This window comes from Morganella sp. HMSC11D09, assembly GCF_001807955.1.
GTDB lineage: Bacteria > Pseudomonadota > Gammaproteobacteria > Enterobacterales > Enterobacteriaceae > Morganella > Morganella morganii.
The window spans coordinates 1-12499 of record NZ_KV791683.1; the positions used below are offsets into that span (position 1 = coordinate 1).

Here is a 12499-nt window from a genome sequence, read left to right on the forward strand (position 1 = left end):
TCGGAACTGCCGCCGATAGCCAGCGGGATATCGCGCAGACGGGGATCGTCACGCATTTCAATCGCCGCATAAAAGCAATCCATATCAATATGAATTATTTTACGCATCCGCCTCTCCTGCTCACCAACAATACTGTTTAAATATACAGTTAAAATCAATGCAATTCAAATCGGTTAACTTGCTTATTATTCACCAAATCAATCAGTGGGCTGAAATTTGCAGGTTTGTACTTTTTTTCTGTGATTACATCCGGTTGTCATGTTACTCCGCTACAACAGCGTGACATCACACCTGGTCTCATTCTTTCTGACGGACGGATTATGAAAAAAATACTATCAGCCCTTTTCCTGAGTGGCATTGTTATGACAACCCATGCAGCACCGCAGATTATTGCCCATCGCGCCGCCACGGCGGACGCCCCTGAAAATACCCTTTATGCCATCGATAAGGCGCTGAGTAACAAAGCCGATGCCATCTGGATCACCCTTCAGCTCTCAAAGGACAACCAGGTAGTGTTATACCGCCCGTCTGATCTGAAATCCCTGACCGACAAAACCGGTCCGGTTTCCGGTTACAGCGCCGCAGAACTGGCACAAACCGATGCAGCCCGGGATTATAATCAGAAAAATAAAACCCATATCAAGGCTTCTGTTCCGGCACTGGATGCCGTCCTGAGCCGTTACCCGGATACTTTTTTCTACCTCGATATCAAATCTCCGGACGCCTCACCGGCGGTTTTTGCACAACAGCTGGATTCAGTACTGACCCGTCATAACGCCAAAAACCGTGTCCGCGTCTATTCAACCGGTCAGGATTATCTGGCTGCCCTGCCGCCGTCAATCCCCGTTTTTGAAAGCCGTGATACTACCCGTAATGCACTGGCCGGCAGCCTGATCACACACACCTGTGACCTGGCAGATAATCCGCAGCCGCGCTGGTATGGCTTTGAACTGCACCGTAACGTGGATGTGGTTGAAACCTTCACATTGGGTGAAGCACGCTCTCCGGTTGTGCTGACCTGGGATAAAACCGCAATGGATTGTTTTCGTAAAAATAATCAAAACCATGTTGTTCTGTTCGGTATAAAAACATCCGCCGATTTACAACTGGCGACAGAATTGGGTGCAGATGGCGTGATGGTCGATTCGCTGCTCAATATGAAAATAAAATAATTAATCAAGGTATTATTACTTGGTAATTTTACCAGCCTGAAAAATAAGAGTGAGATTTAACAGATGATGAATATCACTCTTATTTAATACATTCTGTCTCTTCCTGCAATTTACTCTGTAATCCTTACATAATATTTTATAATCTCAACAAACCTAATTAATTATAGTAATTTATTTATCAGGCCACTTTTGTTATAACTATAAGAAACATCCGGGAGGCCATGCGGTGATAAGTAACCTGTTCTTCGATTTAAATTCACCCCCAAAATCCCTCTTTGTTTTTACGGGATTATTTTTTCTGTTATTCAGTGTTTATTCTTACGCAGACTGTAATTTGTATTCAGATGAAACACGCAGCAGTAACTTTATTATTCTGGGTGCCGGTATGATCAACGGCCCGGTAAAATCCGTCATCACAACAGCACATTCCCCGGACAACAAAAACAGCAATATTATCATTAACGGGCACTATGACCTGACGCCGTGCGGTGAACTGAGTTACTTTTCGTTGGAAGTTACCGAACACTATCCGGGGTTACAGAACCGGATGTATTCCGAAGGTAAAAAGACGGAACAGGGATATACCTTATTATTCACATCACAACTGCATGGCAGCGGAAAAGCACCTGTCACACTGATTCATGCCCGAAGCCGCCTTTTCTATAATAATCAGAAGCAAATCGTCCGCGCCGAATCGGAAAGTAACAGTGGCGGCAATACCCAAAAATCGCATATGGAAACCGATTTTTTTTATGAAAACGGTTTAATCTCACATGCAGTATCCACAGGGGACTCCGCGGACACCGGCGGTGAAATCCGTTACGACTGGCGTCAGGATCGGCAGATAAATGCGATTATGTCCCGGAGTAACGGGCTTCCTCAGCTGAACTATGAATTTGCGTATAATGATGATGGTCAGGTTATCCGGCAGACACAGACACAACATACACCGCTGGGCCGGGTAAAAACTATTTATATCTGCCAGCAGACAGATACTTACGGAAATTGTGAAAAAGCACTCTGGCAGAGTATCTCTGAAGGGAATCAGGCCAATAATATTATTGTGATAAATACCGCTATTGTGACATCAGACTATCGTTATTACTGATTCCGTATTGTTGTTCTGCCATTAATAAACAAAGGCGCGTTAAGGCGCCTTTGTTATATCTTCCGAATCTATACAATCCGGTTTTTATTCAGCTTCTCTTCGCGGGCAGCTTCACGTGCCATCCGTTTTTTCCGGGCATCACACGGTTCAGGACAGTCACAGACTTTCTCGACACCAATGCTGCTCAGCCCGCCGCAGCTTCCCTGAATGCTCTTGCGCTTAATAATATACCCAAGAGACATTCCCAGAAACGCGACCAGAAACAGGATAAAGGTTGCGATAAATACTTTTATCATCATATCAGCCACCTCCTTTTATTTTTGCTGCAAATAGGGCTTAAATGCCTCACTGTAGCGTTCTTCAAATCCCTTCTCTGTTTTGACAATCATAAAAACAGGGATATTTTGCGCATTCGCCACTTCAAGACCACGCTCCGGCCCGAGCACATTCAGACCGGTAGAAAAGCCATCCGCACTCATGCAATTATCAGCAATCACCGTAATCGATACCAGATTATGGTTAATCGGACGTGCTGTTTTCGGATCAATGGTATGTGAATAACGGACATTATTTTCTTCAAAATAATTCCGGTAATCCCCGGATGTCGCCACAGAGGCATTCCCCGGTTCAATGATTTCCTGTGCAGACTGGCTCAGCCCCTGTGATGACGGTTTTTCAATCGCAATACGCCACGGTTTGCCTTTGCCGTTAATACCCTGAGTCCGGACTTCGCCGCCCACATCCACCATATAATTACGGATATTCTGTGATTCCAGGTATTCTGCCACCGCATCCACCCCGTAGCCTTTGGCGATCGAGGACAGATCCACATAGAGTTCCGGCACCGTCTTAATCAGATTATTGCCTTCAACCTTCAGTTTATCAATCCCGGTCCACTGACGGCGGGTTTCGATGTCCTGCTCTGTCGGCACATGGGTCACGCGTCCTTCCGGACCAAATCCCCATAAATTGACCAGCGGACCGACGGTGACATCCAGTGCGCCGTCTGTCAGTTGGTTAATACGGATAGCCTCACGAACCACTTTTGCAGTCGCGGCAGAGACCGGAAACGGCGTATTCACCTCACGGCTCTGATTAAAACGGCTGAGTTCAGAATCCGGCCGGTAGGTGGACATCTGGTCATTGACCTCTTCCAGCACCACATCAATGCCTTTCTGCAATGATTCCGCCGACGGGTCTTTCGGGTCAGCGATATATTTGATCGCGTAATAGGTGCCCATCGTTTTGCCGTTCAGGGTTACCTGCTGTGTTTCCGGTGTGTTATCACCGCACGCGCTCAGTAACAATGCCATCAGTGCCAGCGGCAGGAAAGCCCGTTTTATTTTTACCATATACAATCCAGTCTGATTTCAGATCATCTGCGCCCACAGGTGTGGGCGCAGTTTCGTTATGACAGGGGCGGAAATCAGCCGCCGAAGTCATCCAGCATAATGTTTTCGTCTTCCACACCCAGATCTTTGAGCATCTTGATCACGGCGGCGTTCATCATCGGCGGCCCGCACATGTAGAACTCACAATCTTCCGGTGCCGGGTGATTTTTCAGGTAATGTTCATAGAGAACATTATGAATAAACCCGGTGTATCCGTCCCAGTTATCTTCCGGCAGGGCATCAGACAACGCCACGTTCCAGGTAAAGTTTTCATTCTCAGCCTGAAGCTGGTCAAAATCTTCCTCATAGAACATTTCACGTTTTGAACGCGCACCATACCAGAAAGACATCTTGCGTTTGGAGTGCAGACGCTTGAGCTGATCGAAGATATGCGAACGCATCGGCGCCATCCCCGCACCACCACCGATAAAGATCATTTCCGCGTCGGTATCTTTCGCGAAGAACTCCCCGAACGGCCCGGAAATCGTCACTTTATCACCGGCTTTCAGTGACCAGATGTAAGAGGACATAATCCCCGGAGGTGCATCCGGCACACGCGGAGGCGGTGTGGCGATACGCACGTTCAGCATGATAATGCCGTGCTCTTCCGGATAGTTCGCCATAGAGTAAGCACGCACTGTCGGCTCTTTCACATCAGACACATAGCGGAACAGGTTGAACTTATCCCAGTCCTCGCGGTATTCCTGCGGCACATCAAACTCATCATAGCGGACCACATGCGGCGGACATTCAATCTGAATATAACCACCGGCACGGAACGGAACACTTTCGCCGTCAGGAATTTTCAGTTTCAGCTCTTTAATGAAAGTCGCTTTGTTATCATTGGAGATAACTTCGCACTCCCATTTTTTCACCCCGAAGATCTCTTCCGGCAGCTCAATTTTCAGATCCTGCTTCACATTCACCTGGCACGCCAGACGGCAGCCTTCACGCGCTTCGCGTTTATTAATGTGCGACATTTCTGTCGGCAGAATATCACCGCCGCCTTCTTTGATCTTCACGCGGCACTGGCCGCAGGTTCCGCCGCCGCCGCAGGCCGAGGAGACAAAAATCCCCTGACCGGACAGCACATTCAGTAATTTGTCACCGGCCGGTGCGTCGAAGCTTTTCTCCGCATCGCCGTTGATTTCAATCTTAACGTCCCCTGTGTTCACCAGTTTTGATTTTGCAAACAAAATCAACGCGGTCAGCGCCAGAACAATCAGGGTAAACATTGCCACGCCTAAAATAACGATATCCATAATTGCGTTTCACCCTTATAACTGTACGCCGGAGAAGGACATAAAGCCCAGAGCCATCAGTCCGGTGGTCACGAATGTGATCCCCAGCCCTTTCAGGCCGGCCGGTACGTCAGAGTATTTCATCTTCTCGCGGATAGCGGCCATCAGCACAATCGCCAGCAGCCAGCCGATACCGGAAGCGAACCCGTAAACCACAGACTCCGTAAAGTTGTAGTCTCGCTGCGCCATAAAGGACACACCACCGAAAATCGCACAGTTTACGGTGATTAACGGCAGGAAGATCCCCAGCGCGTTATACAGTGCCGGGAAGTAGCGATCCAGAATCATCTCCAGAATCTGTACCAGCGCCGCAATGACCCCGATAAAGGTAATGAAGTTCAGGAAGCTTAAATCCACACCTTCCATCAGTGCGCCGTCGCGCAGCAGCAGGTTGTACACCAGGTTATTTGCCGGAACCGAAATCCCCAGCACCACGGTAACCGCCACGCCGAGACCAAACGCCGTTTTGACGTTTTTCGACACCGCCAGGAACGTACACATCCCGAGGAAGAAGGCCAGCGCCATGTTTTCAATGAACACAGCCCGCACAAAGAGACTGATATAATGTTCCATATCTTAATCCTCCTCGACTTGTGACGGTTTCAGGGTACGGATCCCCCAGATAAGCATCCCGATGATAAAGAATGCACTTGGTGCCAGCAGGAACAGGCCGTTCGGCAGATACCAGCCACCGTTCTGTACCGTTTCCAGCACCGTCACACCAAAGAGCTTACCGGAGCCGATCAGTTCTCGGAAGAAGCCCACCAGCAGCAGGATCACACCGTAACCTAAACCGTTACCGATACCATCCATAAAACTCTCAATCGGCGGTGCTTTCATCGCATACGCTTCCGCACGTCCCATCACAATACAGTTGGTAATGATCAGACCGACGAACACAGAAAGCTGCTTGGAGATACCATAGGCATACGCCCGCAGGATCTGGTCAACAAGAATAACCAGCGAGGCGATAATTGCCATCTGAACGATAATCCGCACACTGCCCGGGATAAAATTACGGATCATAGAGATAAACATGCTGGAGAATGCTGTTACCAGGGTTACCGCGATGGTCATAACCAGTGCGGTTTCCAGTTTGGTGGTTACCGCCAGCGCCGAACACACACCCAGTACCTGGAGGGCAATCGGGTTGTTATCTAATAACGGTCCGAGAAGAACGCGTTTAATTTCTTTACTATCAGCCATGATTCAACGCTCCTTCGCGTACTGTTTTCAGGAACGGGCCAAAACCGTTGTCGCCCAGCCAGAAATCAAACATATGCTGGATACCGTTTGAGGTCAGTGTCGCACCGGATAAACCATCAATGCCGTACGGGCTGTCAGTGGCGCCGCTGCGGACTATTTTGATAGCCGGCATACCTTCTTCATTAAACAGCTTTTTACCAATCCACTGTTTACGCCATTGCGGGTTATCCACCTCACCACCCAGCCCCGGCGTTTCACCGTGCTGGTAGTAAGTGATCCCCTCGGAGGTGATACCGTCGACATCAATCGCGATAAAGGCATACATCACCGACCACAGACCGGAGCCGTAAACCGGCAGAACAATCTTGCTGGTTTCACCCTGCTCATTCTGTACCAGATAGATTTCCGCGCTGTTGGCACGGCGGCGGATTTTCGCCAGATCTTCTTCCGGTGACAGGGCAATACTGCTCTCATCACTGCGCAGTTCATCGTTGAGATCGTACTTGCCGGTGCTGTCGCTCATCTGACCGGTTTTTAAATTCACCATTTTTGCTCTGATGAATTTTTTATAGACAGCATCGATTTCGTCTGCCGGCATGGATGGCGTCAGTAACCCGGCCACATCCAGAATGTTACGCTGCTTATCCAGCATAATCTGGTTCTGCTGCGTGGACTTCAGCCCCACAGCAGAACCGGCCACGACTATTGAACACACAAGGCAAAGGACGAAGACAACGATAAACGTTCTTGCGACACTGTCCTTGTTTTTCGTTTTTTCATTAGCCACGTGCTTTTCTCCGTTTAATGTTTGCCTGAACCACCAGATAATCAAATAACGGGGCGAATAAGTTAGCGAACAGGATAGCCAGCATCATCCCTTCCGGATATGCCGGGTTTGCCACACGGATCAGGACACACATCACCCCGATCAGGATCCCGTAAGCCCATTTACCTTTGTCGGTAAATGAGGCTGAAACCGGGTCCGTCGCCATGAAAATCATACCGAAGGCAAAACCGCCCAGGACCAGATGCCAGTACCACGGCATAGCAAACAGCGGGTTGGTGTCCGAACCAATCATATTAAAGACGGCGGACATTGCGATCATCCCGACCATCACACCGGCCACAATACGCAGAGACGCAATACGGGCAAACAGAATGACTGCACCACCGATCAGAATCATCAGCGTGGAAACTTCACCAATCGAGCCCGGTACGTTACCGATAAAGGCATCCATCCAGGAAATCGGCTGGTTGGTCATGGTATTAACGAGCTGATGCTCGCCACCGACTGCCCACTGTGACAGCGGGGTTGCGCCGGAGAAGCCGTCAGCGGCAGTCCAGACGGTATCACCGGAAATCTGAGCCGGATAAGCAAAGAACAGGAAAGCACGGCCGGCCAGTGCCGGGTTCAGGAAGTTGCGTCCTGTACCGCCGAAAATTTCCTTCGCGACCACCACACCGAAGGTGACAGCCAGTGCGGCCTGCCATAACGGCAGCGTCGGCGGTACAATCAGAGCCAGCAGAATGGAGGTGATAAAGAAACCTTCGTTAATTTCATGCCCGCGGATCATCGCAAACAGGACTTCCCAGAAGCCGCCGACGATGAAAATCACCCCGTAGATCGGCAGGAAATAGACGGCACCGAACAGCATTTTGCTGACCCAGCCCGCATCCTGTGTGAAGGACACCCCGATAAGCTCCGCCAGACGATAATGCCAGTCACCGGCAATCACCTGCTGAAGCTCCGCACCGCTGTACATATCCAGCAGTACCGGCATTGCCTGGTTACCGACGTTATACATCCCCCAGAACATCGCAGGGAAAACGGATAACCAGACCAGGATCATCAGACGTTTAAGGTCGATGGAGTCACGGACATGTGAACGCCCGCGGGTAACTGTCCCCGGGGTATAGAAGATGGTGGCGGCTGCTTCGTACAGTGCATACCATCTCTGTAATTTGCCGCCCGGTTCAAAATGCGGCTCAATTTTTTCGAGAAATTTTTTCAGACCCATGATTATCCTTCCTGCTCAATCCTGGTCAGTACGTCACGCAGCACCGGGCCGTACTCATATTTACTCTGACAGACATAGGTACACAGCCCCAGATCTTCCTCATCCAGCTCCAGCGCACCCAGCGCCTGTGCGCTGTCAGTATCGCCCGCCAGCAGATCGCGCAGAAAATGTGTCGCCATAATGTCGAGCGGCATCACACGTTCATAACTGCCGATTGGCACCATAGAACGTTCGCCACCATTCATTGATGTGGTGAATGAGAACAGTTTTTTCTTAAAGAAATGACCCAGTGTGGTGCGGGTAACCGTGTATTTGTCTGTGCCCGGCATAATCCAGCCGAACAGCTCTTTCTCCCGGCCTTCTTCCAGAACAGAGACCTGATTGGTAAAACGGCCCAGATAGTGATGAGCATCATCACTGGCCACGCCCCACAGGACCGAACCGGAAATAATGCGGTTTTCACCGGCTTTCAGCTGCCCTTCGGTCAGTTCATACAGATCTGCGCCGAGGCGGGTTTTCAGCAGACGCGGATTTTTCACCTGCGGACCACCGAGCGCCACAATACGGTCGGTATATAAAAAGCCGGTCGTGAACAGTTTACCGATGGCGATGACATCCTGGTAATTCAGAGACCAGACGGTTTTCGTTGCGCTGACCGGTTCCAGGAAGTGTATGTGCGTACCGGCAAGGCCTGCCGGATGCGGCCCGGTAAACTGCGTATAACTGACACGATTGTTATCGGTAACTTTTGCGAAATCAGCTGTACCGTGGCAGACATGTACCTTCCCTTCCGTCAGGCAGCTCAGTACCTGTAAGCCGTCATCAAACGACACCTGTTCCTGACGGATAATTACCAGCGGATCAGCTGACAACGGATTGGTGTCCATGGCAGTGACAAAAATAGCGGCAGGCACGGAACCTAATTTTGGGGTATGACTGAACGGACGTGTCCGCAGCGCAGTCCATAACCCGGAGGCCACCAGGTTTTTCTCTGCCTGTTCACGGGTCAGTGACGGCAGATCCCGGCGGTCATAACTGTCAAATGTTAATTGCTCGTCTCCCTGTATCTCAATCACCACAGATTGTAATACACGACGCTCACCACGATTGATGGCTTTTACCACTCCGCAGGCGGGGCTGGTAAAAATCACACCGGGGTTCTTTTTGTCTTCAAAAAGAGCCTGTCCTTTTTTCACTGATTCACCTTCCTGAACCAGCATCGACGGACGCATCCCGATGTATTCCTCACCCAGCAGCGCTGCGTGGCGGACTGAAGGGCCATCTTCTGTGACTTGAGCAGGTGCTCCTGCGATCGGCAGGTCGAGTCCTTTTTTAATTTTAATCATAAAATTTGCACAAGTTTTGTTAAACCCACGTCATTACTGCCGCAGCAGCGTATGACAACTCAACAATAAAAACACTCCGGGCCGTTATTGTCGCCCCGGGCTGTTTTCTCTGATGTATGTCACGATTTTGCGTAAATCAGATCCGCATTATTTTACCACTTCACAACAATTCTGTCCGGCGAAACGAGTGACCTGGTTCAAGCAAATGGGATTATTGTGATCAGAAAAAGCCCAATAACTCGCCTTTACCGAGTAGTTAAGTCATCTTTACCGATTGCTGTTCGTTTTTTAACCACAACAATATTTGTAACAACCGATTTTATTCTCACAGGAAACCATTCACAAATTATCTGCATCATGGCAATCTGTTGTTACTTTTTTCACCAACCTATTGCCACCCTGAATATTAAGAATGCGACATATCATTTTTATGATGATCGGCCTGCTGTTTTTTGCGGGGCAATCATCAGCAAACACGGAAAAATCCGCGTCATTATGGCTCACAGCGCCGGTGAGTGATGTCCGGAACAGCCGGGTATTTATACAGATATTTAAAGAAGAAAAAGAGCTGGAGCTTTATAAGCGGGAAAATAACGGACGTTTTAAACTGGTAAAACGCTACCCGGTTTGTCAGTTTTCCGGCGGCCTCGGACCAAAGCAACTGACCGGTGATTTAAAAAGCCCGGAGGGATTTTACCGCATCAGTCTGTCACAGCTTAACCCGAACAGTCGGTTTTACCGAGCTATCAACCTTGGTTTTCCCAATGAATTCGACCGTGCGCACGGCTATACCGGGGATTATCTGATGGTTCACGGTGACTGCAAATCCGTCGGCTGCTACGCCATGACAGATGCTTATATTGATGAGATTTACCGCTATGTGGAAAGTGCCCTGCTGAGCGGACAGACGGATCTGAATATCGCGATTTATCCTTTCCGGATGACGCCTGAGAACCTGAACCGCCACCGGAACTCCGCACATCTGGCGTTCTGGCAGCAGTTACAGCCTGCTTATCAGTATTTCGCTGAAAATCAGATACCGGCAGTCGTTGCGGTTGTTAACGGCCGTTATGTAACCGCTGCACATTCAGCTTTACCGGCACCGGCAGCGGATACCGGTTTGCTGACTCAGAACACGGACTCATCCCGTTCGCCGTAATAAAAGAGAACGGCTTCGCCGGGCCCGATTTTCTGCCACTGTTCATTGCCGGTCAGCGGCTGCGTGGCAATCACAGACACCACATCATCCGGCCGGGTATGCTGTGAGAAATCAATCTCCACATCACTGTCCACCAGCCGCGCCTTACCGAAAGGTGCGCGGCGGGTGATCCAGTGCAGATTCGTTGAACAGTACGCCAGCACATAGCTGCCGTCTGACAGCAGCATATTAAAGACACCAAACTGCCGCAGCACATCCGCCAGCCGTTTAATTTCACGGAATACTGTCTGCAGATCCTGCGGCGGCTGCGGGTATTTTTCTTTCAGCTGATTCAGCAGCCAGCAGAATGCATGCTCGCTGTCAGTCTGGCCGACCGGGGTAAAAAAACCGGTCGGCAGATGCTCATAGCCGCTGAGCTGCCCGTTATGGGCATATGTCCAGTTCCGCCCCCACAGTTCGCGGGTAAAAGGGTGGGTATTTTCCAGTGATACCACCCCTCTGTTTGCCTGGCGGATATGGGCGATCACCGCTTCGGATTTGACAGGATAGTCACGGACAAAACGGGCAACGGGGGAGTTGCAGCAGGCACGGGCGTCTTTGAATGTCCGGCAGCCCATTCCTTCATAAAACGTAATTCCCCACCCGTCTTTATGCGGCCCGGTTTCGCCGCCACGCGGGATCAGGCCACTGAGACTGAAATGAATATCAGTCGGGACATTCGCACTCATCCCCAGCAATTCACACATCGCCTTTCTCCCTTACCCGTTTTTGTGATGACTGAGGACTATTGTTACCCGCAATCTGATAGTTTCACAATCGCGAAAATATCATTCTTTTAGATGATTTGGTTATATGTAAGGTGATTTATGCTTATGATGAATAAGACAGGCGCTGAACCATAAAAAAAGCACTCAACCGGCGGCAGAGTGCTTTTTCAGGCTCCGGCTTATATCCGGTTATTTGACCATCTCTTTTTCGATCAGCATGATCAGAATATGAATAACCTTAATATGGATTTCCTGAATGCGATCCGCATAACCAAAGTGCGGAACACGGATTTCAATATCCGCGCTGCCTGCCATCTTACCGCCGTCTTTGCCGGTCAGCGTGATCACTTTCATGCCTTTGGCGCGGGCTGCTTCAATGGCTTTAATAATGTTGCCTGAATTACCGGATGTGGAGATACCGAGTAACACATCCCCTTCACGGCCGACAGATTCCACAAAACGGGAGAAAACATATTCATAGCCAAAATCATTGCTGACGCAGGATAAGTGGCTGACATCTGAAATGGCAATCGCCGGATAGCCCGGACGGTTTTCACGGTAGCGCCCGGTCAGTTCTTCCGCAAAATGCATCGCATCACAGTGTGAACCGCCGTTGCCGCATGACATCACTTTGCCGCCCGCTTTAAAAGAATCAGCCAGCATGACAGCAGCCCGGCGGATAGCATCGATATTATTCTCATCTTTCAAAAAGTTATCGAGGGTTGCCGCTGCTTCGGTCAGTTCACCGCGGATAAGTTCCTGGTACATAGAGATAGGCTCCTGAAAATGAATCGGATTTGTCTGTCCTGAGTGTAACGGATCTGCCGGGGTGAAAGAAGTCACAATCCGTGGTATCTGCAAATAAGACACATTGAGATTGCTGACAAAGCAGGATAAAACGTGGTTTTTCCTGGTTTATTTTTACAACCTCTGTCGGTCGTCGCCAACCACTGCGGGTTTGTCAACGGCCGGATTTTATTTTGCTAATTTTGTGAGCTGAGTTGTAAATAAAATGTGAAATCATTGAAGTT

14 protein-coding genes are annotated in these 12499 nt (G+C 49.6%); 3 read left to right on the forward strand and 11 right to left on the reverse strand.

Going from position 1 to position 12499, the window contains the following annotated elements:
• A partial coding sequence (locus HMPREF3119_RS18775) for a Y-family DNA polymerase (protein ID WP_139144840.1) occupies positions 1 to 107 on the reverse strand: 107 nt, incomplete at its 3' end.
• A 255-nt stretch (positions 108 to 362) separates the two neighbouring features.
• On the opposite strand from HMPREF3119_RS18775, the gene HMPREF3119_RS07640 reads away from it, so the two are divergent.
• Positions 363 to 1172 carry a glycerophosphodiester phosphodiesterase family protein gene (locus tag HMPREF3119_RS07640; RefSeq protein WP_070579209.1) on the forward strand — a complete coding sequence of 270 codons (810 nt, stop codon included), beginning with the start codon at positions 363 to 365 and terminating at the stop codon, positions 1170 to 1172.
• A 334-nt stretch (positions 1173 to 1506) separates the two neighbouring features.
• Positions 1507 to 2280 (forward strand): hypothetical protein, encoded by a 774-nt coding sequence (locus tag HMPREF3119_RS07645; protein ID WP_246829259.1) that lies wholly within the window; start codon positions 1507 to 1509, stop codon positions 2278 to 2280.
• Positions 2281 to 2348: 68 nt separating this feature from the next.
• Here the strand turns inward: HMPREF3119_RS07645 and nqrM are convergent, their stop codons facing one another.
• From nqrM to HMPREF3119_RS07685, 8 genes are all read right to left on the reverse strand, one after another.
• On the reverse strand, positions 2349 to 2576 hold the full coding sequence (nqrM, locus tag HMPREF3119_RS07650) for a (Na+)-NQR maturation NqrM (RefSeq protein ID WP_024472643.1): 228 nt from the start codon (positions 2574 to 2576) through the stop codon (positions 2349 to 2351).
• 18 nt (positions 2577 to 2594) lie between these two features.
• Complete coding sequence (locus HMPREF3119_RS07655) at positions 2595 to 3632, reverse strand: FAD:protein FMN transferase (protein WP_070579215.1); 1038 nt, start codon at positions 3630 to 3632, stop codon at positions 2595 to 2597.
• Between the two features lie 74 nt (positions 3633 to 3706).
• Positions 3707 to 4933 carry an NADH:ubiquinone reductase (Na(+)-transporting) subunit F gene (gene nqrF / locus HMPREF3119_RS07660; RefSeq protein ID WP_070579218.1) on the reverse strand — a complete coding sequence of 409 codons (1227 nt, stop codon included), beginning with the start codon at positions 4931 to 4933 and terminating at the stop codon, positions 3707 to 3709.
• 15 nt (positions 4934 to 4948) lie between these two features.
• A complete protein-coding gene (gene nqrE / locus HMPREF3119_RS07665; protein WP_004237852.1) occupies positions 4949 to 5545 on the reverse strand; it encodes an NADH:ubiquinone reductase (Na(+)-transporting) subunit E in 597 nt (198 codons plus the stop codon).
• 3 nt (positions 5546 to 5548) lie between these two features.
• Positions 5549 to 6178, reverse strand: a complete 630-nt coding sequence (locus HMPREF3119_RS07670) for an NADH:ubiquinone reductase (Na(+)-transporting) subunit D (RefSeq protein WP_024472645.1) — start codon at positions 6176 to 6178, stop codon at positions 5549 to 5551.
• Positions 6171 to 6965 (reverse strand): Na(+)-translocating NADH-quinone reductase subunit C, encoded by a 795-nt coding sequence (locus tag HMPREF3119_RS07675; protein ID WP_036418789.1) that lies wholly within the window; start codon positions 6963 to 6965, stop codon positions 6171 to 6173. Before HMPREF3119_RS07675 ends, HMPREF3119_RS07670 begins: the two co-directional genes overlap by 8 nt.
• Complete coding sequence (locus HMPREF3119_RS07680) at positions 6958 to 8196, reverse strand: NADH:ubiquinone reductase (Na(+)-transporting) subunit B (protein ID WP_004237848.1); 1239 nt, start codon at positions 8194 to 8196, stop codon at positions 6958 to 6960. Before HMPREF3119_RS07680 ends, HMPREF3119_RS07675 begins: the two co-directional genes overlap by 8 nt.
• A gap of 2 nt (positions 8197 to 8198) precedes the next feature.
• The gene (locus HMPREF3119_RS07685; protein ID WP_024472648.1) at positions 8199 to 9542 is read right to left on the reverse strand and encodes a Na(+)-translocating NADH-quinone reductase subunit A; all 1344 of its coding nucleotides are present in this window, start codon (positions 9540 to 9542) and stop codon (positions 8199 to 8201) included.
• Between the two features lie 412 nt (positions 9543 to 9954).
• On the opposite strand from HMPREF3119_RS07685, the gene HMPREF3119_RS07690 reads away from it, so the two are divergent.
• On the forward strand, positions 9955 to 10701 hold the full coding sequence (locus HMPREF3119_RS07690) for a L,D-transpeptidase family protein (protein ID WP_024472649.1): 747 nt from the start codon (positions 9955 to 9957) through the stop codon (positions 10699 to 10701).
• Here HMPREF3119_RS07690 and HMPREF3119_RS07695 read toward each other — a convergent pair.
• Together HMPREF3119_RS07695 and lpcA are read right to left on the reverse strand one after the other, a co-directional pair.
• Complete coding sequence (locus HMPREF3119_RS07695; RefSeq protein ID WP_004237844.1) at positions 10671 to 11447, reverse strand: class II glutamine amidotransferase; 777 nt, start codon at positions 11445 to 11447, stop codon at positions 10671 to 10673. The two genes, HMPREF3119_RS07690 and HMPREF3119_RS07695, sit on opposite strands and share 31 nt — an antisense overlap.
• Positions 11448 to 11657: 210 nt before the next feature.
• Entirely contained in the window at positions 11658 to 12236 is a 579-nt protein-coding gene (gene lpcA, locus HMPREF3119_RS07700) for a D-sedoheptulose 7-phosphate isomerase (protein ID WP_024472650.1), read from the reverse strand.
• Between the last annotated feature and the right edge of the window lie 263 nt (positions 12237 to 12499).

What these genes read in the sequence shown, in the direction of transcription:
- HMPREF3119_RS07690 (WP_024472649.1), top strand. Translation starts at nt 9,955, where the DNA reads ATGCGACATATCATTTTTATGATGATCGGCCTGCTGTTTTTTGCGGGG.
- HMPREF3119_RS07685 (WP_024472648.1), bottom strand. Translation starts at nt 9,542, where the DNA reads ATGATTAAAATTAAAAAAGGACTCGACCTGCCGATCGCAGGAGCACCT.
- nqrF (WP_070579218.1), bottom strand. Translation starts at nt 4,933, where the DNA reads ATGGATATCGTTATTTTAGGCGTGGCAATGTTTACCCTGATTGTTCTG.
- HMPREF3119_RS07695 (WP_004237844.1), bottom strand. Translation starts at nt 11,447, where the DNA reads ATGTGTGAATTGCTGGGGATGAGTGCGAATGTCCCGACTGATATTCAT.
- nqrM (WP_024472643.1), bottom strand. Translation starts at nt 2,576, where the DNA reads ATGATAAAAGTATTTATCGCAACCTTTATCCTGTTTCTGGTCGCGTTT.
- lpcA (WP_024472650.1), bottom strand. Translation starts at nt 12,236, where the DNA reads ATGTACCAGGAACTTATCCGCGGTGAACTGACCGAAGCAGCGGCAACC.
- HMPREF3119_RS07670 (WP_024472645.1), bottom strand. Translation starts at nt 6,178, where the DNA reads ATGGCTGATAGTAAAGAAATTAAACGCGTTCTTCTCGGACCGTTATTA.
- HMPREF3119_RS07680 (WP_004237848.1), bottom strand. Translation starts at nt 8,196, where the DNA reads ATGGGTCTGAAAAAATTTCTCGAAAAAATTGAGCCGCATTTTGAACCG.
- HMPREF3119_RS07640 (WP_070579209.1), top strand. Translation starts at nt 363, where the DNA reads ATGACAACCCATGCAGCACCGCAGATTATTGCCCATCGCGCCGCCACG.
- HMPREF3119_RS07655 (WP_070579215.1), bottom strand. Translation starts at nt 3,632, where the DNA reads ATGGTAAAAATAAAACGGGCTTTCCTGCCGCTGGCACTGATGGCATTG.
- nqrE (WP_004237852.1), bottom strand. Translation starts at nt 5,545, where the DNA reads ATGGAACATTATATCAGTCTCTTTGTGCGGGCTGTGTTCATTGAAAAC.